Raw genomic sequence first — 23,822 nt, 5'->3', positions numbered from 1 at the left:
GTTGGAGGTTTGCTGTGACGCGGTGTTCAAGGATTGTTTAACGGAATGCGCACGATCGCAATCTGGAAATCCTTTGTTCCCGTTTCACTCGTTCTTTCCAGTGTTGCAGATAGGGTACGCAGGCGCTGGCTTAGCAGATGCAACCCCATTCCATTCCCACCCTCGGCAGGCTCGGAAAAGGCGGAGCCATCATGAATGATGCTCAGCACAATGTGGTCATCCTCAGTTCTCACAGTGATGCTGACGACTTGGGGGCTGGAATGTTTGCAGGCATTGACCACCAGTTCCTGTGCGATGCGGAAGAGCAGTTCCTTGGAGCTGTTGGTCAGACTGCTGCTCACATCGGTATAGTCCAGGGAGCAGCGCACGTTGTATGACTTTTCGGCAAATCGGATGATGTTTTCCAGGGCGTCCTTCAGGCCATGTTTTTCGATGCTCACCGGCGCCAGGCCCCAGGCCATGCTGCGTGCGATGACGGTGGATTCAGAGAGCTCGTCAGCCACCTGTCCGGCCAGGCTGGCTATCTTGCCCTCGCTGTCCTTGATCATTCCGCGCATGACCTCGGCTTTCATCTTGGTGGCTGAGAGGCGCTGACAGAGGTCGTCGTGCACATCTTTTCCAATCTTACGTCGCTCCTGCTCGGCCGCCTCCAGCACCATGTTTTCGGCGATGCGCAGCTTTTCCATGGTGCCTGCAAACTCGCGGGAGATCAGCGAGAGTTCGTCTTTTCCTTTCAGCACTTCGGGTGGTCCTTTGCCGCTGCTGGCATCTCGCAGGATGTCCACGACTTTTCTTACCCGGCGTGTCACCAGTTCATCCAGCACAAACCACAGAAGCATGCAGGAGCCGAGCAGCACCGCGGCCTGTCTCACAGACTCGTGCCAGGCCTCCTCGCTGACGCGTTCCAGCGCCAGGGTGGAGTTGTAGCGGATCAGCACCGCCGCCCGGCTGGTGGTCTCGTAGGTCTCAAAAAAGGGCACCATCACAAAGAGGTTTTTCTGCTCGGAGTCCCATTCCACGGCGGGCTCCATCGAGGTGAGCACACTGCTGTGCTGACGCCACTCCTCCGCCAGCGGTGTCTGCTGCACATTCATGTGATACCACTGCATGTGCGTGGCGCATGTCACCTGGCCCTCCTTGTTGCACACCAATCCCAGATCCACATCCGGGGAGAGTGAGACGTAGGACATCTCGAGTTCGGCGGCACGTTCCTGCTGCTTGCGCGAGAGATGCTGCAGCAGGCCCGCCAGACGGCTGCCGGTGTCGGCGGCTTCCTGCGTCATGCGCTCGATCTGGCGCTCTGTCAGCCAGTCCTTGTTTCTCCAGTTGTTAAACAGGATCATCAGCAGGCCGAAGAGCAATACGCTCAGGGTGATTCGGCTTTGAATGGAACGGAAAAAGATCAATGGAATGCCTCCTCGCTGATGGAAGTGTTGATCCATTCGCCCTTGGCGGGCCGCGAGAGGATGACGCCGTCTCTGAGCAGAGACTCCTGCATCTGCTTCGCCATTTCCGGCAGTCTTTGCATCATCGCCTTGTTTTCGTCCTTGCTCACTTTGTGTAGCTTGCTGAGGCATGACTTCAGTTCGCCCGCATCCAGTCGCTCCCGGCGTTGTACCACATCCATGCCCGGAAATGACGACTGAGCCCAGAGTTGTTCCGCCATCTCAGACTGGATTTTGAGCAGGGATACCAGATCCTCCCGGGATCTGGCACAGGCGCGTTCGGAGGCCACCAGGAGGTAGATGATGGGAACTTTCAGCTTGGTGGAGTCATAAAGACTGTGCAGGTCAGAGCGTTGCAGTTTGGTGAGCCATGGTTCTGTGGCCACTGCGGCATCCACCTGTCCGCTCTGCAGCGCCAGCTCCATTTCAGACTGCAACATCGGCACAGGCTCGATGTCCTGCATCGTCAGACCTGCGCTTTCCAGGGCGCTGATGAGGATGTAGATGCCTGAGCTGCGCTCAATGCCCACGCGTTTGCCTTTGAGGTCTGCCAGCTGCTGCATGGGCTCCCGGGTCAGGATGGCATCTGCTCCGACGGACTGATTGAGCACCATGAGCGCCTTGAGCTTCTGCCCGGCAGCCCGCATGCGCATCAGCCCCTCCAGCGTCACCACCACCACGTCCGCTGCCCCGCTGCCAAAAGCCCGCATCACTGCGGACGACCACGGAATTTCCATGATCTGGAAGCGGTCCGGCGGCAGCATCTGCATGTCTCCCGCCAGCAGCAGAGGCTCTGCAGCCGGCCACATGCCTGGTGCGATCCTCAGGCGGTGCTTGTTCTCTTCATACGGAAAAAATGCCGCCACAATGAGCAGCAGCGCACAGATGGGGATCAGCAGGCGCATAAGAAGAGCCTTCGAAATATTCATCGGTTCATCTTGCTATAAATGCGGCGGGGCTGTCCATCTTTGCTTGCACACGAGGCGCGGTTTGTGATTTCTTTCTCGCCTAAGAATGAGCATTCTATAAGCTGTTACTTTATGAGCACTGTCCCCACCGCCTTTACCCGCCGCCGTTTTCTGGTTTCCAGCGCTGCCGCGCTTGGCTTTCCCACCATCATTCCTGCCACAGCTCTCGGCAAAGGCGGACGCCCTGCGCCTTCGGAACGCATTACCGTAGGGGCCATCGGCTGGGGCACGATCGCCAGCGACTGGACGCCTACTTTTCTCAACAACGACAAGTGCCAGGTCATTGCCGTGGCGGATCCCATGAAGGAATACGGCCACTACGGCTACGATGGCAAGAAAACGGGTGGGCGTGAGGCGGGGCGGAAAGTCATCGATGCACACTACTCCCAGTCTGCCAGCAAGCCTGCGAAAGGCTGCGTGGCCTACGCTGATTTTCGCGAGATGATTGAAAAGGAAGATCTGGATGCCGTGCAGGTCTCCACCCCGGACCACTGGCATGCCTACATGGCCATCTACGCCGCACGCAAGGGGCTGCACATCTACGGCCAGAAGCCGCTGGCGCTGAATGTGGCCGAAGGCCGCCGCATGAGCGATGAAGTGGCCAAAGCCGGAGTCACCTGGCAAACGGGCAGCCAGCAGCGCAGCGACCAGTACTTCCGTCTCGCCTGCGAGCTGACTCAGAATGGCCGCATCGGCAAGCTCAAGCGGGTGCGAGTGGGCCTGCCCGGCGGTCACAGCAACTGGAACGGCATGGCCGACCAGATCAACCCCGCGCCTCTGCCTCCCGACTTTGATTATGAAATGTGGCTTGGCCCGGCGGAGCAGATCGATTACCGCCCGGCGCTTCTCCCGCTCAACTGGCGGCACAATTTCAACTTTAGCGGCGGCATGATCACCGACTTTGGCGCGCATCACATCGACATCGCCCAGTGGGGCATGGGCACGCAGCTCACGGGTCCGGTGGAGCTCAGAAATGTCTCCGGTGTCATGGACAAGACCGCGCTCTACAACACCGCCACGGAGTTCTCCTTTGAATGCGTGTATGAAAACGGCGTGGTCATGCATGTGGCCAGCCCCACTCACAAGCTGATGCCTGAAGTGGAGGCAGTCCTGCAAAATCCAAACGCCAAGAAGCCCTTTGACCACGTGGGTGTGATGTTTGAGGGCGACGAGGGCAAGTGGATCTACGTCAACCGCGGCAAGATCACCGCCAGCAATCCCGACATTTTGCGCGAGAAGACCCGTCCTGAAGAGATCCATCTCTACGAGAGCAAGGATCATACGGACAACTTCCTCTCCTGCATCTACGACGGCAAGCCGACGGCCACCCCCATCGAGGTCTCGCACCGCAGCATCAGCATCGCGCATCTGGCCAATGTCGCCCTGCGCAGCGGCAGCACCAGCCTGAAGTGGGATCCGAAAACAGAAACGATCGCAGACAACATGGCGGCCTCAAAACTGCTCTCCAAGGAGTGGCGCAAGCCCTGGGCTCTCTGATCCTGGCGCGATTTGTCACACCCTCATCATATATCCTCGCATGCCCAAATTCTTCCCGACAACTGATTGGCGCGGTCTTGTCCTGGCGGTCACCCTGGCCCTGGGAGCAGCCGTGCCGGTGGGCATGCGGGCGCAGGATACCATCAAGGTAGGCCCTTTGAAGCCGCTGGAGACGCTGCCATCACTGGGTGGGACGGGCGCGGTGCCCAAGCCCTCAGGCGATTTGGGGCTGTCTTCTGCTCCTGTGATGCCGCCGCCCGCTGCCACAGTGCCGGCTCTGGCTCCGGTTCCGGTTCAGGCCGCTGCACCAGCTCCCCAGGCTGCGCCATCCACTGAGGCGCAGGCACCTGCCGCACCGCCTCCGCTGCCCACCAACAGCACGGTCACCATCTCGGGCCCCATCGCGCAGGCCTATCTCTACATCGAGCCGTTTCAGACCCGGTTTGAGGTGATCTTTGATGCCGCCACCGTGATGGACTGGCTGACCCCTGGAGTGGCTCTGCCGGAGGCGCTCGCCCCAGATCAGCAAAAGCAGCTTGCCGACACCATGGTGGCCCGTGCTTCGGCCTGGTGCAGCATGAGCGCCGGAGATCAGCCTCTGCCTGTGCCCCAGCCGCTGGCTTCGGTCATCAAAGGTCTGCCAGGAAACACCCTGCCAATGAAAGAAGGTGACTCCGTGGCCATGAATCAGGCGCTTGTCGGCCTGATGTGGGAGTTTGCCACGCCACCGGGCCCGGAAGAGCTGAATGTCACCTGGAAAGGCTGGATCAAAGGCACCACCAAGCTGCCGCTGCGTGTCTTCTTTGGGTCCCAGAGTGAGAGCGGTGAGCTGCTCGCCGCCCTCAAGAGCTACCGCTGGCGCAATCAGGGGCGCATGCCGCGTCCTGCGCCCTTGGCCGCCGTGCCGCAGATCCTGCTGCAGGAGCCTCTGCTTGTGCCTGCCGGGGGCATTTTTTGGTTTCTGGCCGGCCTGCTCTTTTACATTTTCCTCAAGGTCAAGGATCGCAAGCTCCCCGGCGGCAGCCTGCCTTATGTGTTTGTATGGCTGCTTGGCGCGGTGCTCATGAGCCAGATGCTGGTCATCCCCATCCAGACCGGCTCGGGCTCGGCACCCGCCATCACAGAGGTTTCAGAGGCGCAGAAAATCGTTTCTCCGCTGCTGAGAAATGTTTACCGCGCCTTTGACCACCATGCCGAATCCGAGGTGTATGACGTCCTGGCCCGCAGCGTGGACGGCGAGCTGCTGCGCCGCCTTTACTTGGAAACCATCCAGGCGCTGACTTTGGATGGACGCGAGGGAACGCGTGTGACCATCGCCGAATTTTCCGCCACAGTGGACAAAGTGCTGCCCAATCCCAAAGGGCCTGGCTTCATGGCAGATTGCAACTGGATGGCACGTGGCATCGTCGGCCACTGGGGGCACAGCCACCCTCGGGTGAACATTTACAATGCGCGCATCACCGTCACCCCGATGAAGGAAGAATGGAAGCTCACCGGCCTGGAGGTGCAGGAAGTGCGGCGGCTCTAGTACTGTTTGAGCTGGCTGAGGCTGACGGAGATGATGATGCCGAGAAGGATGATAAAGAGCAGCGCCAGGGCAATCTTCATGACGATGGAAGTCTTTCGCTTCACATGCGGCGTGGCGGCGACGATGCGCTGATATTCCGGCGTCAGGATAAACTTTCCCTGCTTGCCCGCCACCTTCACAAGGATGTAGAGATTGATCAATGTCCCCAGAGGAAAGCCGAGAAGACCGATGCAGGAAAGAATGATGGTGGGTACGCGAGCCCAGCTTTGCAGCCGCCTCAGGCCGTAGGCCGCCACACCCTGGGTGACGCCGATGATGAGGAAGAACAGGCCGAGCAACACGGAGGCCGTTTCCCCGTTCATAAGTGAGCCAAAAAGGGCCATGCCACCCATCAGGGTCAAAACGAATGCGCCGAGGTAGTAGAGAATACCCACAGACTTGAGCGTCGCCTCAGTATTGATGTGCTCCTGACGGATGAGCTCGTCCGAAGAAGTCGCTTGGAGTATCTGGGATTGGGGAGCTGCGTAAGGATTGATTTCCATTTCCATGGGGTTGTATGTGCTTTTTTGTTAAGAAAGTCAATGGGTGTGTGAATGCGCCGACACAAGCTGTGTTTTCGCTGCGTACATGCCCCATGCGCCTGCCGTTTTTTCTCCTTCTTGCCGTCCCCGTCATCGCCGCCGACCTGCCGCCGGACAAGGGCGGCACCATTCCTGAAAGCGGCATGCGGCCTGTCGTCATCTCCGGCAAATCCTCACTCGCTTTGCCCAAGCATGATCTGCCAGAGGGCTATCAGCTGGAAGTCGTAGCCGCCTCTCCGCTCGTCACTCATCCCATCATGGGCTGCCTGGATGACAAGGGCCGCCTCTTCATCGGCGATGCCGTGGGCGTGAACTGGAACAAGGCGCAGCTCGAAGCAAACCCGCCAAACCGCGTGCTGCTGCTGGAAGACACCGACAAGGACGGCAGCTATGACAAGAGCACGGTCTTTGCCGACAAGATGACTTTTCCCCAGGGGGCCTGCTGGCTGAATGGCTCGCTCTATGTCGGCTCGCCACCCGGCATCTGGAAGCTCACGGACACCGATAATGATGGCGTGGCCGATCAGCGCGAGATGATTGTGGGCGGCTTTGATTACACAGGGAACGCCGCTGACATTCACGGTCCCTTCCTGCATCCAAACGGTCGCCTCTACTGGTGCCACGGGCGCAAAGGCCACAAGGTGGTGCAGAAGGACGGCTCGCTGGTGGATGAATCACTCGCCTGCGGCATTTGGAGCTGCAAGCCTGACGGCAGCGATGTGGCCTGGCACTCGCTCGGCTGCGGAGACAATCCGGTGGAAGTCGATTTCACACGCGATGGCGACATCATCGGCGTACAAAATCTCTACTACTCCCAGCCGCGTGGAGACACCATCATCCACTGGCTCTACGGCGGTGTGTATGAGCGCAGCGACCAGCTCAAGGCCATCTCCCACCTGCCACGCACACTGGAAACCATGCCCGTGATGTACAATTTCGGCCACGTGGCGGTCAGCGGTTGCTGCTTCTGGAAGGGTTATCCGACGAAAAACACGAGCGCACAGCAGTTCATGGTCACACATTTCAACACCCAGCGCCTCGTGCGCATGGAGCTGACCCCCAGCGGCAGCACCTACAAGGCCGTGGAGAATGAATTCCTCAAGCTCTACAACCCCGACATCCATCTCACCGATGTCATGGAAGACCCGCGCGACGGCTCTCTCATCCTGCTGGACACCGGCGGCTGGTTCCGCATCGGCTGCCCGTCGAGCCTGATGGCCAAGTCGGATCTGCTGGGTGCGGTGTATCGGATCAAATCGGTGAAGCCTCAGGTGGTAGCACCCAAGCCGTTGGTCATCGAATATCCAGGAGATCTGAAACAGGCTCTCGTGGATCTCCAATCAGCCGACGCACACACGCGGCTGCATGCGCTGGCCGTTGTGGCACGTGCTCCGCATGGAGACAGCGCCGCCAAGTCTGCGCTGCTGAAGCTGATGAATGAGAAACTGGATCCTTCGCTGGAACACGCGGTGATCTATGCGGGAGAAAAACAGAAGGCTGTGAACGTCCAGGCACTAAAAGACTGCACCGAGCCGATGGCGCTGCGACGCATGCTGCAAGGTTTCAATGCCGAAAGCGCGGCGGATCAAGATGCGGCACTGGAGGTGGCCATGAAGGCGCTGGATTCATCGGATGCCGATCTGGCCGCCGCGGCGCTGGCCTTTGCCGTTTCTCAGCCAGATGCTGACAGCAAGGCCGCCGCTCAGATGAACGCGTGGTTGGATGGCGTCCGTCTGACACCGCATCGTCTCAAGGCTCTTTCCGGTTTTTGCTCCATGCTGGTGATGAAGCCAGGCGCGCAAAGTCTCATCACTAAAATGCTGGTGCATGCTTCACCCGAGGTGCGCGGCACCGCCATTGGCATTCTGGCAGTACAGACCACAGGAGCCATCAATGAGGCATGGCTTCCGGCATTGGACAAACTGCTCGCCGAAGCACCTGCACCTGCTGTTTTTGATGCCATCAAGAAACTCAAAACACCGCGTTTCGACGCCGCGCTTCAAGCTATTGCCAACGACACCAAGCGCCCTCTCGCCATCCGGCTCAAGGCGCTGGATGCGGCTAAGTCCGTCAAACTCACCGGCGAAACCTTCACGATGGTCAAAGGGGTGCTGGCAGATGCTGCCTCTTCCTCAGCGGCAAAAATTCAGGCGGCAGGTATGATCGCCAGTGCACCCTTGGCTAAGCCTCAGCTTCTAGAACTCGCGCCGCTGTTTGCCACGCTGGGGCCGGTCGAGCTCAAGGCGCTGCTGGGCATCGTGCGCAAATCGAAGGAACTGGAGGTCGGTCGCGCATTGGCCACTGAGATCGCCAAAAATCCGGTGATCGCCAGTCAGCAGGAAAGCGTGTACCGCACCGCCTTCAGCGATCAGCCGCCGGAGATTTTTGAAACCATCCTCCTGCCTGCCTACAACGCGGCTGTGGCGGCATCTGAGGCCAAAAAGCGTCAGCTTGGACCGCTCGCGGATAAAGTGGTCGCCAGCGGCAATGCGGAGAAAGGGAAGAAAAACTTTGAAATGGGGAAGGGCACCTGCATCGCCTGCCACAAGATCGGCTCCGCGGGCCGCCCCATCGGCCCTGATCTCTCCCACATCGGCGCCATCCGCACGGAGCGCGATCTGCTAGAGAGCATCCTCTTCCCCAGCAACACCCTGGCGCGCGACTACGAGGCGCACATCATCGAAACAAGTGACGGCCAGCAGACACTGGGCGTGATCAAATCTCACACCGCCGAAGGGCTGCTTGTGGTGGACATCGCCGGTCAGGAAAAGACCATCGCTCACCAGACCATCGCTGGCGACACCACGCTCACCACCAGCCTCATGCCCCAGGGCCTGGACCAGACCATGCCCGAAGCCGACTTGCTCGACCTCGTGGCCTGGCTGCGGACTCTGAAGTAGCACGGGCAATCTTGCCCGTAAGCGATGCGGTGTTGTGGCGGGCAGGATTGCCCGCACTACTCTGCCAGTAGCATGCGCTTGGCGGCCTGCAGGTGCTTCTTCTGCTCGGGCGGCAGTTCGGGGTATTTGAGTTTCATGCTCTTCATCTCGGCCAGGATGGCGGCGCTGACGATGAGGCGCATGTTCTTCTTGTCGTCTGCCGGGATGACATACCAGGGGCACTCTTCTGTGGCGGTGACGCGGATGGCATCCTCGTAGGCTTCCATGTATTCTTTCCAGTGGGCGCGCTCCCCCACGTCTCCCTCTTCAAATTTCCAGTTCTTGCTGGGCGTGTTGATGCGGGCCAGAAAGCGCTTCTTCTGCTCGAACTTGGAGACATTCAGGAAGAATTTCAGCACCAGGATGCCGTTGCGCTGGCAGTAGGCTTCAAAGTTGCGGATGTCCTTGAGGCGATCAGCAAAGAGCTTGTCCAGATTCTTCGTCGTGCTCTCCGGCAGGCGCTGGATCTTGGTCACGATCTCCGGGTGCACGCGGCAGATGAGCACCTCCTCGTAGTAGCTGCGGTTGAAAATGCCGATGCGGCCGCGTGCGGGCAGCACGCGGGTGGTGCGCCACATGAAGTCGTGGTCCAGCTCGGCAGAGGTGGGGCGTTTGAAGGCATGCACCTCCACGCCCTGGGTGTTCACGCCGCTCATCACATGCTTGATGGTGCTGTCCTTGCCGGCGGCGTCCATGGCTTGGAAAACAAGCAGCAGCGCCTGCCGGTCCTGCGCATACATTTTCTGCTGCAGGTCGTCGATCTCCGTGCGGAATTCGGCGATGAGGGACTCGTAGTGCGCGTCATCCCGGTAGAGGCTCTTCACCTTCGTCTTCGCCTTCTTGATGCGGAATTCCTTGCCGTCGGGAACGCGGTAATCATCGAGGTCGAGCTTGAGCTTCATAGGGGAAGAAAATGGAATTAAAGTACGATTAAGCGCAATGCGATGCAATGAACAGAGAGAAGTGACTGAAGGTTGGCTGGTCTTGACACATCCCGGTCCGGCCTGCACGCTGCGCAAAGCAGGCGCGCTCTATGCCAAGCTGTGCAGAGAGTCCGCCGCCCGCCTGTGGAAAGTGATGATGTGATGAACGCGCCTCACAAATCCCTTAACTGCACCCATTGCGGCTCGCCGGTACCGGCAGGGCGCGACGATGGGTTTTGCTGCGCTGGCTGCAGCTATGTTTATGACCTCCTGCATCAGCAGGGGCTGGACTACTTCTACAATCTCAAAGGCTCCGCCGCCCTGCCGCCCGTGGCACCGCAGGCTTTGCGGGAGCGTGACTACGAGTGGCTGAACCTGATGCAGACCACGGCCGATAGCACCGGGGAAGGGGACGTCGTGGAGCTGCGCCTTGCCGTGCAGGGGCTCTCCTGCGTGGGCTGCGTCTGGCTCATCGAGAGGCTGTTTTCCCGCCAGCCAGGCGCCCTGCGCGTGATGGTGGACGTGGTGCATGGGGAGATGCGACTCATGTGGCAGCGCGGGCAATTTGATGCCGTGACTCTGGCGCGCGAGCTGCAGAGCTTTGGCTACCTTCTGGGGCCTCCGCTGCAGGATGCCGGGCGCAAGGAATCCTCCGGTCTGGCGCGGCGTATGGGCGTGTGCGGTGCCTTTGCCATGAATGCCATGGCGTTTTCCGTCCCCAGGTATTTCGACATGCCGCCGGACTTTGCCTTCGCGCATTGGTTTGAGCTCATCGCGGCCTTTTCCGCCACGCTGTCCATGGCGGTGGGCGGCAGCTACTTCATCGAGCGCTCCTGGCGCAGCCTGCGTGCGGGCGTGCTGCACATCGACACCCCTATCGCGCTCGGCGTCACCGCCGCTTATGTGGGGTCCATCGGCGGTTGGATCGGTGGCGTGGAGGGGCTGAAGTACTTCGACTTTGTCGCCATCTTCATCTTCCTCATGCTCACGGGCCGCTGGGCGCAGCAGGCTGCTGTGGAGCGCAATCGCCGCCGCCTTATGCGAGACACCTCCATCCCTGAGACGGTAGGCGTTTTGAATGATGAAGGTGCCGAAGAAATGAAGCCAGTGGCGGATCTGCGCGGCGGCATGCCCTTTGTGGTCAAACCCGGACAGACCGTGCCCGTGGCAGCCAAACTGCTCAGCCGGGATGCCTCCGTGAGCCTGGAGTGGATCAATGGCGAGAGCGAGGCGCAGGCCCGCGAAGAAGGTCAGTTGCTGCCCTCTGGCGCGCTCAATATCGGCACCGAGGCCGTGAAAGTGGAAGCAGTCGAAACGTGGGAGGACTCCACCCTGCGGCGTCTGCTGGATGCGCGAAAGGAGGCCGAATTCCGCGATCTCAGGCTGGAGCGGCTGCTGCGGGGCTATCTGGCCGTGGTGGTCGTCGTAGGCGCTGCGGGTGCGCTTTGGTGGTGGTGGCATGGGGCTGCGGTGGCGCAGGCGCTGCAGGTCATGATCTCCATCTTTGTGGTGTCCTGCCCCTGCGCGCTGGGCGTGGCGGTGCCGCTGGCGGAGGAGATGGCTGCCTCTCGTGCCGAAAAGCTGGGCGTCTTTGTGCGCACGCTGGGCCTTTGGAAGCGGCTGCTGCGCGTGAAGCGCGTCGTGTTTGATAAAACCGGCACCCTCACTCTGGAGAATCCGGTGCTGGAAAATCCCGAGGTGCTGCGTGCTCTGGATGCCGAGGCTCGTGCGGCCCTGCGCCATCTGGTGACAGGGAACCTCCATCCGGTCAGCCGCAGCCTGTTTGATGCCGTCGCCTTTGCTGCTGATGCCACCACGCCCATGACGGGCATGGTGAAGGAGACGGTGGGCCACGGGCTCTCGTTTGTGGATGCAGCCGGGTGTGAGTGGCGGTTGGGCAGACCCGAGGTGGCGGGCACCGGAGATGCCGTGCTGACGCGGGCTGGCGCTGTCTGCGCCGCCTTCCGCTTCCGCGACGAGCTGCGTGCGGAGTCTGTGCAGGAGGTGCGCCAGCTCAGGTCGCAGCAGATCGAGGTCTGCGTGCTCAGCGGCGACCGTGCGCACAAGGTGGCTGAAATCGCCCGCAAGCTGGAACTGCCGACTTCCTGCTGGCAGGCCGAGCTGACGCCTGAGGCCAAGGCCGCCTGGCTGCGCGAGCGCAACCGCGATGACACCCTCTATGTGGGAGACGGGGCCAATGACAGCCTGGCCTTTGATGCCGCGCTGTGTGCGGGCAGTCCAGTCACGGGGCGCAGCTTTCTTGAGCAGAAGGCGGATTTCTTCTTCCTGGGCCACAGTCTGCGGTTTGTCAGTGGGCTGCTCACGGTGGCGCGCATGCACCGCGTGGCCACGCGCCGCGTCTTTGCCTTCTCGGTTAGCTACAACATCGCCACCGCCATCGTGGGGCTGGCCGGGCATCTGGACCCGCTGGTGGCGGCGGTGCTCATGCCGCTGAGCTCCCTGTGCACGCTCTCCCTGGTGGCCCTGACTTTCCGCCGGGCCACGGCCCAGGCGCGCAGAGTGGGAAGCCTGCCTGCCGAACTGGAGCCCGTGCCTGCGGCCGCCTGACCGGCGCTGAGATGAAGGCACGAAAAAGGGCGGGTTTGTTCACCCGCCCTTTTAAATGGATTCTTTTCCCTAGGCTGGATTAGACAGCGGCGGTGACGGCAGGAGCTTCAGCAGCACCAGGAGCCTTCGGCATGGTGAAACGGTAGCGGATCTTGCCACGCTTGGCTGCGGCACGGGCCTTGCGCTTGGTGCGCTCCTTGGGGGTCTCATGCGCACGCAGGCGGCGGACTTCTTCAAGGATGCCGTCCATTTCAAGGCGGGTCTTGAGGCGTTTGAGAGCGCGGTCAACGGGCTCGCCTTTACGGATCTGAATTTCGGTCATAGACGGGGTCTGGGTAGGTTTGGGAAAAGGGCCGAGAAAGTAGGGGAATGAGGGCGGACGTCAAATGGAATGTGACCTCAAACGATGAGAGTCTGTTCGCGGTCCGGACCCACGCCAACGAGGGAGATGCGGGCACCGGTCAGCTCCTCCATGCGTTTGAGGTAGGCCTTGGCCAGCGGTGGGAGGTCGGAGAACTTCTTGATGCCGCTGAGATCCTGCTTCCAGCCCTGGTGGGTTTCATACACCGGCACGCAGGCAGCCAGATCGGCGGCGGTGCTGGGCGGATAGTGGATGGTCTTGCCACGCAGGGTATAGGCGGTGCAGATCTGGATGGTGTCCAGACCGTCGAGGCCGTCCAGGTTGGTGATGGCCAGCTCATCCGCGCCATTGAGCATGACGGCGTAGCGCACCAGCACGGCGTCCAGCCAGCCGCAGCGGCGGGCACGGCCGGTGGTGGCGCCAAATTCGCGGCCCATGTTGTGCAGCATGTCGCCGATGTCGTCGTTTTCCGTCACAAAGGGACCGCTGCCCACGCGGGTGGTGTAGGCCTTGCCCACGGCCACCACCTTGTCGATCATGCGCGGAGGCACGCCAGAGCCGGTGCAGGCCCCGCCGGAGGTGGTGTTGGAGGAGGTGACGAAGGGGTAGGTGCCGTGGTCGATGTCCAGGTAGGTGCCCTGCGCGCCTTCAAAAAGCAGGTTTTTACCGGCCTTGATGGCTTCGTGCAGATACACGGTGGTGTTGGTGATGTGCGGGGCCAGCGTGCGGGCTGCTTCGAGCATGACCTTCACGGTTTCCTCCACTGGCACAAGATCGACTCCCAGCTCGGCAAAGGTGGCATTGTGGCGGGCCAGGCGGTCGCGCAGCTCTTCTTCAAAGATCTCCGGCTGGGTCATGAGGACGGTGCGCAGGCCGTCGCGCTCCACCTTGTCGGCGTAGGCCGGGCCGATGCCGCGTCCGGTGGTGCCGATCTTCTTGTCGCCGCGCTTGGCTTCGCGGGCCTTGTCCAGACCACGGTGGTAGGGCATCACCAAGTGGGCGGTTTCGCTGATGAGCAGGTTTTCAGGCGTGATGGACACGCCCTGGCCGCGCAGTTTGGCCATTTCTTCCAGCAGGCCGATGGGGTCCATGACCACGCCGTTGCCGATGACGCAGACCTTGTCCTTCCACAGAATGCCGGAGGGAATGAGGTGCAGGATGTACTTGGTGCCGCCGCTGATCACGGTGTGGCCGGCGTTGTTGCCGCCTGCGGCGCGCACGACGACGTCTGCTCCTTCGGTGAGGTAGTCAACGATTTTACCTTTTCCTTCATCGCCCCACTGGGCGCCGACAATGACTGTATTGGACATGGATTCTTTTTTCAGGGGATGGCGGTGCCTTGGGGAAGGGGCCCGCGAGGGGTTTTTTGTGACGCGCAGGCTGTGCCACGGCGGTGTAATGACCGCTGGAATATCCAGGCGCAAAAAGACCCGGAAAGCGAGCGCGTGCTCAGATGATGTTTACGGATGTTTCGGTCTCAGTTGACTCCCATTTGATTGGCAAAATAAACAGCGGCACCGCATGCCAGAAGGCCCACGACGCCCAGCAGGGTCAGCAAGGCGCCGCCGGGGTTCTTTTCCTTCACCTTCGGGCCAAAGCCCTGGCGCAGCTTTCCGTTGTAGGGCTGGCTGCCGTAGCCGCCGCTGGCTGGTGCGGAGACCATGATCGTGGGGGCGGAATAGGCATCCTCCTCAGCGGCTTCGTCTCCGATAAACACGCAGTTGACGTTTCCGAGCTGGAAGGCACCACCTGCGGTGAGCTGAATGCTTTCCACACGGGAGCCGCCGAGTTTGGTGCCGTTGGTGGAACCGAGGTCGGTGAGGGTCCAGCCGCTGCCGTCGAAGGAGACTTCACCATGATGACTGGAAACGGATTCATCTGCGATCACGAGCTGATTGTCGTCAGCGCGGCCCAGGGACATGCGTTCAGAGTCGAGTTCGAGTGTGCCGGAAGCACCTTCAGGAGTGGTGAATTGAATTCGGGGCATAACAGCGCAGTTCTAGCAGGCCGGGGCTGGAGTGGCAAGAGGGATTCACAGGACCTGGCTGCGGGCTTGCGCGGGGCGGTGTTCTCCGCTAGGGAGGGGGCAACCATCCCCGCCACCACTGTGACCCAAATTTTTGAAATCCTCGGTAAATTCGACACTGAAAGCGACTGCCACAAGCTGCTGTATGCCCCGCATCCGCTGCCGCTGAAGTACCGCGAGGGCCGGGTGTACAAGATCGAGTTTGAAGGAGACGAGGCCGCGCTGAAGGCCTTTGTGGACAAGGTGCTGATCGACTCCATCAGCCAGGAGGCCCGCGTGGGCGGAGAGCCCGCGTTTGCCAAGGCCGCCTTTGTGCTGGAATACGGCATGAAAGGCGCGGCGCTGGACCTGGAGAAGGAGATGATCCTCAACTACTACCGGGGCACGCCAAATCCGGGCTTTGAGATCAAAAAGCTGACGCTGCGCACCCGCATCTACGTCTTTGGCGAAGGCGCGGAACCTGCCCAGTTTGTGCGCGACATCGTGAATCCTGCGATCCACACGCACGAAGTGCTTAAGGCAGCCGCCTGATTTTGAATACCTGAGCCGCGCCCGATAGCAGGCGCGCGCAAGCGGCGTTGGTGGTTCACGCCATGAATCCAACCACCACCAACCAACGACTCCTTTCCCTCGATGCGTTTCGAGGGTTCATCATGCTGCTGATGGCCTCCTCGGGCTTCGGCATTGTGCAGATGGCCTCCGCGCATCCGGGCACCCTCTGGGAGTTCATCAAGCCCCAGTTTGCCCATCAGGACTGGCAGGGCTGTTCGTTGTGGGACCTGATCCAGCCGAGCTTCATGTTCATGGTGGGCATGGCGGTGCCGTTTTCCTACGCCAAGCGGCGCGAGCACGGGCAGTCCTACATTGGCATGGCCTGGCACGCGCTCTCACGCTCCATCCTGCTGGTGGCACTGGGGGTGATGCTGGCCACGCGCTCGGCGGACAAGCACACGGTTTTTGCCTTCACCAATGTGCTGGCGCAGATTGGCCTGGGGTACTTCTTCCTCTTTCTGTTCACCCGCATGGGCTGGGAGTATGTGCTCTCTGCCATCATTCTTATCCTGGCGGGATACACCTGGTTCTTTGTGAATCACCCGCTGCCCTCGGCTCAGGATCTGGCCGCCATCTCCGGCATGAAGGGCACGGAGCGTGCCGTGCTGCAGGGCTTTGCCGGACACTGGAGCATCCACACGAATGCCGCCGCGGCGTTTGACCGCTGGTTCCTCAATTTGCTGCCGCAGGCGCAGCCCTTTCAATACAATGCCGGTGGTTATCAGACGCTGAATTTTATCCCCGCACTGGCCACCATGCTGGGCGGCGCACTGACCGGCAGCTTCCTCATGCGCAGCACCAAGTCTGACAAGAGCAAGTGTGCCACGCTTTTCATTATTGGCATTCTGCTGTTGGTGCTGGGCACCGTGCTGGATGTGCGTGTGCTGCCCTTCGTGGGCCCGCAGCTGGACCAGTACACACTTCTGCCCGTGGTGAAGCGCATCTGGACGCCCTCCTGGGCCGTGCTTAGCGGTGGCTGGGTGCTCATCCTGCTTTCCATTTTTTATCTCGTGGTGGAGATCCTCGGCATGCGGCGGCTGGTGTTTCCACTGGTGGTCGTGGGCATGAACAGCATCATCATCTATCTGCTTCACAGCCTGTGCGCAGGCTGGATCCTGGAGAACCTGCACAAGCACCTGCCAGAGACGGCCTTCCCGGCCTATTGGGCGCCTGTGATTGATCGTTGCGGCGTGCTATTTGTGCTTTGGCTCATCTGCTGGTGGCTGTATAAGCAGAAAGCATTCCTCAAACTGTGACCCTCAGACTCTTCCTCCCACTCTCTGTGTGCGCCTGTCTGGCTGCCTGCCAGAGCAAGCCAGCAGCCTCTGCCACGACTGCGCACAATCCGAACGAGGATCGCTACCATCAGGCGGGTCTGGTCACGGCCACAGATCTGCAGCATGCCGCCGAGTGGGAGAAGCTCATCCATGAGGGCATGGGTGTGCCGGCCAGCAAGATCGAGGTGCAGCCGGGCGTGGGTGTCACCACCCTGACCATTCACGATCTTGCCAACCGCGCCGATGCCGAAAGCGTGGCACAGGAGCTGCGCGCCCTTGCAGAAAAGAAAAAGGATAAATTTGGGGCCACCAAGGTGGAGGTGCGGCTGACCAACGCTCCGGCCACCATCAATCCTTTCGTGCTGCCCACAGAGTCGCCTCCGGTGGTCAATCCAAGCTCGGATCTCCCAACGATTTCATTACCGCCATTCCGCACCGACGGCCGCTGAGCAGCGCGCCGTTGATGGAGACGTTTTCGCACCAGTCGCCGCAGCGGTAGAGGCCGGGCTGGATCACGCTGGAGAGCGGGCCTGTGCCCAGGCGCAGCTGGCGGCTTTCCGGCTGGGCGTGGCGGATCTGGTAGGTGCGCAGGTGGCGCCAGCGGGAGACGACCTTGTCGCCAAACCAGCGGCACATCTGCTCACGTACCACCTGCTCCAGCTCGGTGCTGGAAGGTGCTCCGATGATGGAGGCGGAGATCAGATGCTGTCCGGGCGGAGCATAGTGCGGCGAGACGCGGGAGAGTACCAGCACGCTGTTCACCGGTCCGCGTCCATCGCCGTCCAGATGCAGGATGGCATCTCCGGGCGGCAGCTCATCCGTGGCAAAGTAGAGGCAGGTGGTGGAGCGGCTGGGCAGCAGCGGAGCGCTGTTTTCCTCGGCAGGAAGAAGGCGGCTGGCCACCTCCTCGCCCACGGCCACGATGACGTGGTCTGCCTGCAGCACCTCTCCTGTGTCCAGCGTCACCTCTCCGGCACGCACGGCGGAGACAGGTGCATTCAGCCGCAGGCTGCCGGGAGGCAGGGACATGGCCAGCTGCTCGGGGATGGACTGCATGCCGCGTGCCGGCAGGGCGGTGCCTGCGCGGTCAAACATGGAGAACAAAAACAGCATCATGCGTGCGCTGGTGCGCAGATCCTTCTCCAGAAAGATGCCGCCGAAGAAGGGGCGGAAGAAGCGGTCGATCATGTTCTCCGAGAAGCCGAAATCCCGCAGATAATCCTCCGTCTCCATTTCAGGCAGCTCCAGCGGAGGCTCGCGCATGCCAAAGACCTCCTTGCGCAGCAGCAGCGTGGTCCATTTGTCACGCAGCGTGGCCACTTCCTCGCCCATGTTTTTCAGGGCTGCGAGCGGGTGTGCCAGCGGATCCGCCATGCGGTGGAAGCGGTTCTTCACAAAGACATCGGCACCACGGTAGATGGGCCGCAGGTCCAGTGCCTCGTAGTCGAGCACACGCCGCGCTTCGGGGTAGGCTGGCAGGAAGATCTGAAAGCCACGGTCCAGCAGAAAGCCATCCACCTTGTCCGTGCGCACGCGGCCGCCCACGGCATTGGAGGCTTCCAGAATCATGAAGGGACGACCGGCAGCCGCCAGCACGCGAGCACAGGCCAGCCCCGCAAGGCCGGCGCCGACAATCACGATTCTGGGCTGCACATCACTCATTCTGAACTATGGCGCGCCCATCTATGGAGATGCCTTTTAGCTTTGCAAGCGCCGGAGGCGTGGCAAGCATGGGGCATGCCAGCACCTCGCATCCTCATCCTCGGCGCCACCGGTGGCCTGGGGCGTGCCTTGCAAAGCCACTTTTCACCCAGATTTCAGACCTCCACCCTGGGGCGTGCCGAGCTGGATTTTGAAAAGCCGGACACGGTTTCAGCGGCTCTGGCTGGCCGTGACTTTGATGTGCTGCTCAATGCAGCTGGTATGACCAGCCCTGATGTATGCGAAGTGGAGCCGCAGCGTGCTTTTCTGGCCAATGCCGTGACGCCGCAGGTCCTGGCGGAGTGCTGTCAGAAGCGGGGTGCCCGCATGGTCCACTTCAGCACGGATTACGTCTTCAGCGGCGAGCCTCATGATGTATTGACCGAGCAGGATGAGACACTGCCTGTGAACGTCTATGGCCGCACCAAGCTCGCCGGAGAGCAGGCGGTGCTGCAGGCCTCTCCCCGGGCGCTCGTGGCGCGTGTGTCGTGGCTGTTTGGACATTTCAAGGCCAGCCATCCGGACAACATCATTCAAAAGGCGCTGCAGACCGATGATCTCGCGGCTGTGGTGGACAAAGTTTCCGCGCCGACCAGCAATGCGGACATCTGCCGCTGGGTCGAGCAACTCATCATCAGTCATCCCGATGTCTCCGGGCCGCTGCACCTGTGCAACAGCGGCATCGCCTCCTGGCATTCCTGGGCCGAGGCCGCGCTGGAGATCGCGCACCGCCTGGGGTTGCCGGTGAAGACCACGCGTGTGCAGCCCATCCCGCTGGCCAGCCTGACCCAGCTCAAAGCCCCACGGCCGCTCATGACGCTGATGAGCAATCAGAAGCTGGGCGGCCTGCTTGGAGCAGAGATTCGCAGCTGGTATGATGCGCTGGAGGAATACCTGGTGGAGAAGTATCAGCCGAAATGACAACGCCTGCCTCCGCCATGACCCGCTGCGATGTGCTGCATGAGGATCGCTTTCTCATCGTGGTGAACAAGCCGCATGGAGTGCTCTCCCATCCCAATCCGAAAAGCGGCAAGCCGCAGACTTCGGCCTTTGAGGGCAGCTACGATGCCGACCGGCGCTGCTTCAAAACCGCCGCCGGAGTGGTATGGCTGCTGCACCGTCTGGACCAGGACACCTCGGGCGTGCTGCTGGGGGCCAAGGATGAAAAAACGGCCGCTGCATGTCGTGCTCTCTTTGAAGCCGAGCAGGTGCGCAAAAAATACCTGGCCCTGTGCAGCGGCGGTGGCGCGCTGAAGCCAGAGGGCGTGTGGTTGGATCACCTCGTGACCGCCCACGAACGCAATCAAGTGCGCAGCACTGTGCGTCACGGTCAGCGCCCCAATGCCGAGGCGAAATACCGCGTGCTGGAGCGCAGCGCGCTGCATCGCATCTTGCTGATCGAGGTGGAACTTATCACCGGCAAGACGCACCAGATTCGTGTGCAGGCCGCCTCACGCCAGATCCCGCTGGTGGGGGACGATGTGTACGGCTCCTTTGAGCTCAACCGCAAGCTGCGCAAATCCATCCTGGCCAAGCGGCTCTTTCTCCACGCGCATCAGCTCAGCCTGAAGCATCCCGCCTCAGGCCAGCCGCTCACCATTACTGCGCCGCTGCCCCCAGACCTGAGTGCGGTGCTGGAGGCGGCGGGGATGAAGGCGGTTTAGGAACGCTTCAGCAGGAAATACTCAATGCCATCCACCAGCGCCTTCCAGCTGGCGTCGATGATGTTGAAGCTCACGCCCACGGTGCTCCAGGTGGCGTTGCCGTCGGTGCTGGTGATGAGCACGCGGGTCTTGGCCGCCGTGCCGGTGCCTCCGTCGATGATGCGCACCTTGTAGTCCGCCAGGCGCATGTCCTTCAGCGCGGGGAAGAGAGGCAGCAGGGCTTTGCGCAGCGCATTGTCCAGCGCGTTCACAGGGCCGTCTCCTTCATCCACAGTATAGACGCGGTTGCCGCCTGCCTCGATCTTGATCGTGGCCTCGCAGGTTTCAAAGCCGTGCTCGCCGCCGTGGAAGCGGTGCGTGGAGTGGTATTCGATGAGGTTGAACAGCGGCTGGTACTGGCCGAGCTGCTTGCGGATGAGCATTTCGAAAGAGGCCTCCGCAGCTTCAAATTCATAGCCTTCGCTTTCGAGGCGCTTCACCTCGGCCAGAATGGTCTGCACACGGGCGTCTCCTTTGGCAAACTTGAAGCCCATGCCTTCGGCCTTGATGAGCACATTCGACTGACCGGACATGTCCGAAATGGTGATGACGCGCTGGTTGCCCACCAGGGTGGGGTCCACGTGCTCATAGGTCCGCGCTAGCTTCTGCACCGCGTGCACATGCAGGCCGCCTTTATGCGTGAAGGCCGCCACGCCCACATAGGGCGCACGGATGTCGTGCGGCACATTGGCCAGCTCGTCCACAAAGTGGGCCAGATCACGCAGGTGGGTGAGGTCGAGGCCGAGATCGATGCCCATCTTGATCTGAAGATTCGGCATGATGGTGGTGAGGTTGCAGTTCCCCACGCGCTCGCCGTAGCCATTGATGGTGCCCTGCACCTGGCAGGCGCCGGCGCGCACAGCGGCCAGCGCATTGGCCACGCCCACACCGCCGTCATTGTGCGTGTGGATGCCCACCGGGCGGCCCAGATGGGCGATGACCTGACGCGTGGTCTCTTCGACAAACTCCGGAAGTGCGCCGCCATTGGTCTCGCAGAGCACGATGAGGTCGGCTCCGGCATCCTGTGCGGCCTTGATGGTCTTGAGGGAGTATTCCGGGTTCTCCTTGTAGCTGTCGAAGAAATGCTCCGCATCATACAGCACTTCGCGACCGTGCTTTTTCAGATAGGCAACGGTGTCGGAGATCATGGCCAGGTTTTCCTCCAGCGTGACTTGGAAGACCTCCGTCACGTGCAGCGCCCAGGTCTTGCCCACCACGGTCACGGCGGGGGTCTTGGCATCCAGCAGCATCTTCACCTGCGGATCGTCCTCCACCTTCATTTTGCCACGGCGGGTCATGCCAAAGGCCGTGATCTTGGCCTTTTTCCACGAGCGCTTGGAGGCCTCCTCAAAGAAGGCGGCGTCCTTGGGGTTGGAGCCGGGCCAGCCGCCTTCGATGTAGTGCACGCCAAAGTCATCGAGCTTTTCCGCCACGCGGATTTTGTCGAGGGTGCTGAAGGAGATGCCGGTGCCCTGCGTGCCGTCGCGCAAGGTGGTGTCATAGATGGTAACAGGAGACATGAGGGGAGGGGAAATGAAGTGGGGAAGGGGGAGGTGCAACGAGAAAACAGTCCGGGCCTGTGATGGAGGTGGAATCCCGGGACGCCGGATGCCGGTGGCGCCTGAAAGCGCGGGGCATGCATGACAACGGACTCTTCCGGCGGCGTCAGGCGCGGATGAGTCCGTGGCTAATTCGGATAATCAGGCGGTTGTCAGGGCGGTCTCCCATGAGCAGCGTGCAAAATACGCCGGGCCTGCCCTGCTGGCAAAGAGAACTTTTTAAGGGGGCTGGCTGCCGGTAGACTCCGGCGGCCGGGCCTGCAAAGTCTGAGATATGGGGCTTACTGGCCCAGTTTGCCTTTGTCTCCCGACTGGACTGCCGGAGCGGCCTTGTTCGCGCTGGGACCTCCCTGCTGGTTGCTGGCTGGGAGCGAGGATGAATTGCCAGGCACCTTCATGAGCTTGTCCTGCTGGAGAGGCTTCTGCTGGGGCTTGCTCTTTTCTGCCAGGCGCTCAGGCGGCAAGTCGCTGAGATCCATCTTGGGCACAAAGGGCTTCTCTTGGGCGGCGGGTGCAGCTGTGGTGGCTGCTGTCGCGGAATTCGTTTTTGCGGGCTGTGCGACCATCCACACGCTCACGGCGCACACGGCGGCGGCGGCCATGGCCACGCCCCATTTTGGCACCAGAAGATTTTCCCACCAGGTGCCCACGCGTTCCATGAACAGGGCGAGGGAGGATTTTTGCAGCATCTCAGCGCGCTGGCGCTGATGGAACTGCTCCAGGAACTTCTCAGTGAAACCTTCCTCGGGCTGCTCATAGCGCTTCAGCCGAATCAACCGCTGGATGTCTTCAAACTCACTCATGGCGTGCTGTGGATTGTTGTTTCTACTGTCGTGTTTCAAGGTGCGTTATTTGACAAAGTCTTCGAGGTAGGTCTGGAGCAGGCGATGTGCGTAAAACAATCGTGATCTGACAGTCCCTTCCGAGACTCCGAGCACCTTGCTGATTTCGGCATGCTGGAGACCTTGCACATCGTACAAGGTCACCACCGTGCGATGGTCTTCTGACAGCTTCATCATGGCTGCGTTCAACCTTTTTTGCAGCTCATGGATGCCCACCTCTCGTAAGGTACCAGAATTGGCCGTGGTCACGCGGATAAATTCCGGATCGTTCTCAATGCCTGTATCTACATCGTCAAGACTCACCTTGTGATGACGGCCACGCTTCTTTAAAAAGTTCAGCGTCATGTTCACCGCGATGGAGTAGATCCATGTGTAGAAAGATGACTTGCCCATGAAGCGCTTGATGGAGCGGTAGGCTTTGGCAAACACATCCTGCAGCAGGTCGGCAGTGTCCTCGCGGTTGGAGGTCATGTTATAGATCAGACCATAGAGCTTGGGCGTGTACTTGCGCACCAGATCATCAAAGGCACGTGTGTCGCCCGCCTGAGCTCTGTCCACCAGGGCACGGTCTTCTGCAGAGCTGCTGCCGGCTGGTGGTTGGTTCAGCGATGCGGCGGGAGCCGCTTCGGCGCTGAGGGATGAATCTTCCATTTAGGTAAGAGAAACATTCGTTCCATCAGGAGACAAGCATTTCTTCCCAAGGTGTAAAATTCAATTATTTTTGAACGCTCCAGAGGTGATCGACACAAATCTGCGACCACGTCTCCAGCTGATCGCGCATGGCATGCAGCTCCTCCAGCGTGTGAAAGCGCAGGTCCTGGATGGCGTCTTCATTGGACTTCACATCAGAGCTGCTGAGGTCAAAGAAATGCACCACGCCCAGATGCACGCTGCCGACTTCTGTCGCGTCGTCATTGATCAGGCCGATGACCTTCTGCGTGTGCGTGCCGCCGATGACGAGCTCCTCGGCCATCTCGCGCTCCACGCCGTTGTAGTACATGGTTTCTCCCAGCTCATCCTGGCCTGCATCCACGGGATTGATGTGGCCGCCGATGCCGATGGAGCGTTTGGCCACGAGTCGCTTCTCTCCGGAGCTGCCGCCGCGTGTGTAGCTCAGGTAGCTGCCAGCGTGGTGAAAGATGGCGTAGGGGATGAGCTGCTTGTGCGTGGGGTCCTTCTCAGCGGCCGGGCGCTCCATGAAGTGATTGGCCCCGGGGGCCAGCATGGCATGCAGGTAGCGTGGGGCATCGGGCTGAAAGCCCTGGAAGCTGCCGAGTTGATCAAAAAGCGCGCGGGTGATGACGAGGACGTGTTCCATGAGTGAAGCGCCAGCATGGATGGCGGCGGGGTGC

General features: G+C 60.9%; 21 protein-coding genes. 9 read left to right on the top strand and 12 right to left on the bottom strand.

Annotated features, from left to right (window positions below; genetic code table 11):
• Positions 1-26: 26 nt before the first annotated feature.
• Both HNQ65_RS13005 and HNQ65_RS13000 read right to left on the bottom strand, forming a co-directional pair.
• Complete coding sequence (locus tag HNQ65_RS13005) at positions 27-1,406, bottom strand: sensor histidine kinase (protein WP_184339978.1); 1,380 nt, start codon at positions 1,404-1,406, stop codon at positions 27-29.
• A complete protein-coding gene (locus HNQ65_RS13000) occupies positions 1,403-2,374 on the bottom strand; it encodes an ABC transporter substrate-binding protein (RefSeq protein ID WP_184339977.1) in 972 nt (323 codons plus the stop codon). Before HNQ65_RS13000 ends, HNQ65_RS13005 begins: the two co-directional genes overlap by 4 nt.
• 111 nt (positions 2,375-2,485) lie before the next feature.
• Here HNQ65_RS13000 and HNQ65_RS12995 point away from each other — a divergent pair, with 111 nt between their 5' ends.
• A complete protein-coding gene (locus HNQ65_RS12995; RefSeq protein ID WP_184339976.1) occupies positions 2,486-3,910 on the top strand; it encodes a Gfo/Idh/MocA family protein in 1,425 nt (474 codons plus the stop codon).
• A gap of 40 nt (positions 3,911-3,950) precedes the next feature.
• A complete protein-coding gene (locus HNQ65_RS12990; RefSeq protein WP_184339975.1) occupies positions 3,951-5,438 on the top strand; it encodes a hypothetical protein in 1,488 nt (495 codons plus the stop codon).
• Here HNQ65_RS12990 and HNQ65_RS12985 read toward each other — a convergent pair.
• Positions 5,435-5,980 carry a hypothetical protein gene (locus tag HNQ65_RS12985; RefSeq protein WP_221306152.1) on the bottom strand — a complete coding sequence of 182 codons (546 nt, stop codon included), beginning with the start codon at positions 5,978-5,980 and terminating at the stop codon, positions 5,435-5,437. The genes HNQ65_RS12990 and HNQ65_RS12985 overlap by 4 nt on opposite strands.
• 92 nt (positions 5,981-6,072) lie before the next feature.
• Between HNQ65_RS12985 and HNQ65_RS12980 the strand changes: the two genes are divergently transcribed.
• Positions 6,073-8,919: a PVC-type heme-binding CxxCH protein gene (locus HNQ65_RS12980; RefSeq protein ID WP_184339973.1), complete on the top strand. Its 2,847-nt coding sequence runs from the start codon at positions 6,073-6,075 to the stop codon at positions 8,917-8,919.
• A gap of 56 nt (positions 8,920-8,975) precedes the next feature.
• Here HNQ65_RS12980 and HNQ65_RS12975 read toward each other — a convergent pair whose 3' ends face one another.
• Positions 8,976-9,860, bottom strand: a complete 885-nt coding sequence (locus HNQ65_RS12975; protein ID WP_184339972.1) for a polyphosphate kinase 2 family protein — start codon at positions 9,858-9,860, stop codon at positions 8,976-8,978.
• Positions 9,861-10,043: 183 nt separating this feature from the next.
• Here HNQ65_RS12975 and HNQ65_RS12970 point away from each other — a divergent pair, with 183 nt between their 5' ends.
• Complete coding sequence (locus HNQ65_RS12970; protein ID WP_184339971.1) at positions 10,044-12,449, top strand: heavy metal translocating P-type ATPase metal-binding domain-containing protein; 2,406 nt, start codon at positions 10,044-10,046, stop codon at positions 12,447-12,449.
• Between the two features lie 79 nt (positions 12,450-12,528).
• On the opposite strand, the gene rpsU is transcribed toward HNQ65_RS12970, so the two are convergent.
• The 3 genes from rpsU to HNQ65_RS12955 all read right to left on the bottom strand — a co-directional run bounded on the left by rpsU (position 12,529) and on the right by HNQ65_RS12955 (position 14,797).
• The gene (gene rpsU / locus HNQ65_RS12965; protein ID WP_184339970.1) at positions 12,529-12,771 is read right to left on the bottom strand and encodes a 30S ribosomal protein S21; all 243 of its coding nucleotides are present in this window, start codon (positions 12,769-12,771) and stop codon (positions 12,529-12,531) included.
• A gap of 77 nt (positions 12,772-12,848) precedes the next feature.
• Positions 12,849-14,120 (bottom strand): adenylosuccinate synthase, encoded by a 1,272-nt coding sequence (locus HNQ65_RS12960; protein ID WP_184339969.1) that lies wholly within the window; start codon positions 14,118-14,120, stop codon positions 12,849-12,851.
• Positions 14,121-14,287: 167 nt separating this feature from the next.
• Positions 14,288-14,797, bottom strand: coding sequence for an FHA domain-containing protein (locus tag HNQ65_RS12955; RefSeq protein WP_184339968.1), 510 nt, complete (start codon positions 14,795-14,797; stop codon positions 14,288-14,290).
• 120 nt (positions 14,798-14,917) lie between these two features.
• Between HNQ65_RS12955 and HNQ65_RS12950 the strand changes: the two genes are divergently transcribed.
• The 3 genes from HNQ65_RS12950 to HNQ65_RS12940 all read left to right on the top strand — a co-directional run bounded on the left by HNQ65_RS12950 (position 14,918) and on the right by HNQ65_RS12940 (position 17,114).
• On the top strand, positions 14,918-15,367 hold the full coding sequence (locus HNQ65_RS12950; protein ID WP_184339967.1) for a hypothetical protein: 450 nt from the start codon (positions 14,918-14,920) through the stop codon (positions 15,365-15,367).
• A gap of 62 nt (positions 15,368-15,429) precedes the next feature.
• Positions 15,430-16,644 (top strand): acyltransferase family protein, encoded by a 1,215-nt coding sequence (locus tag HNQ65_RS12945; protein WP_184339966.1) that lies wholly within the window; start codon positions 15,430-15,432, stop codon positions 16,642-16,644.
• Positions 16,641-17,114 carry a hypothetical protein gene (locus HNQ65_RS12940; RefSeq protein WP_184339965.1) on the top strand — a complete coding sequence of 158 codons (474 nt, stop codon included), beginning with the start codon at positions 16,641-16,643 and terminating at the stop codon, positions 17,112-17,114. The genes HNQ65_RS12945 and HNQ65_RS12940 overlap by 4 nt, the downstream gene beginning before the upstream one ends.
• On the opposite strand, the gene HNQ65_RS12935 is transcribed toward HNQ65_RS12940, so the two are convergent.
• A complete protein-coding gene (locus HNQ65_RS12935; protein WP_184339964.1) occupies positions 17,053-18,303 on the bottom strand; it encodes an FAD-dependent oxidoreductase in 1,251 nt (416 codons plus the stop codon). The two genes, HNQ65_RS12940 and HNQ65_RS12935, sit on opposite strands and share 62 nt — an antisense overlap.
• Positions 18,304-18,402: 99 nt before the next feature.
• Here HNQ65_RS12935 and rfbD point away from each other — a divergent pair, with 99 nt between their 5' ends.
• Positions 18,403-19,287, top strand: coding sequence for a dTDP-4-dehydrorhamnose reductase (gene rfbD / locus HNQ65_RS12930; RefSeq protein ID WP_184339963.1), 885 nt, complete (start codon positions 18,403-18,405; stop codon positions 19,285-19,287).
• Positions 19,284-20,030, top strand: coding sequence for an RluA family pseudouridine synthase (locus HNQ65_RS12925; protein WP_184339962.1), 747 nt, complete (start codon positions 19,284-19,286; stop codon positions 20,028-20,030). Before rfbD ends, HNQ65_RS12925 begins: the two co-directional genes overlap by 4 nt.
• On the opposite strand, the gene cimA is transcribed toward HNQ65_RS12925, so the two are convergent.
• From cimA to HNQ65_RS12905, 4 genes are all read right to left on the bottom strand, one after another.
• Positions 20,027-21,589 (bottom strand): citramalate synthase, encoded by a 1,563-nt coding sequence (cimA, locus tag HNQ65_RS12920; RefSeq protein ID WP_184339961.1) that lies wholly within the window; start codon positions 21,587-21,589, stop codon positions 20,027-20,029. The two genes, HNQ65_RS12925 and cimA, sit on opposite strands and share 4 nt — an antisense overlap.
• Positions 21,590-21,909: 320 nt before the next feature.
• Positions 21,910-22,431 (bottom strand): hypothetical protein, encoded by a 522-nt coding sequence (locus HNQ65_RS12915; protein ID WP_184339960.1) that lies wholly within the window; start codon positions 22,429-22,431, stop codon positions 21,910-21,912.
• Between the two features lie 45 nt (positions 22,432-22,476).
• On the bottom strand, positions 22,477-23,121 hold the full coding sequence (locus HNQ65_RS12910; protein ID WP_184339959.1) for a sigma-70 family RNA polymerase sigma factor: 645 nt from the start codon (positions 23,119-23,121) through the stop codon (positions 22,477-22,479).
• A 64-nt stretch (positions 23,122-23,185) separates the two neighbouring features.
• Positions 23,186-23,788 carry an NUDIX domain-containing protein gene (locus tag HNQ65_RS12905; protein ID WP_184339958.1) on the bottom strand — a complete coding sequence of 201 codons (603 nt, stop codon included), beginning with the start codon at positions 23,786-23,788 and terminating at the stop codon, positions 23,186-23,188.
• Positions 23,789-23,822: the final 34 nt, after the last annotated feature.

The organism is Prosthecobacter vanneervenii, assembly GCF_014203095.1.
Lineage (GTDB): Bacteria > Verrucomicrobiota > Verrucomicrobiia > Verrucomicrobiales > Verrucomicrobiaceae > Prosthecobacter > Prosthecobacter vanneervenii.
Note: the sequence above shows the minus strand (reverse complement) of the source record. Positions and strands in the feature narration are given on the sequence as shown.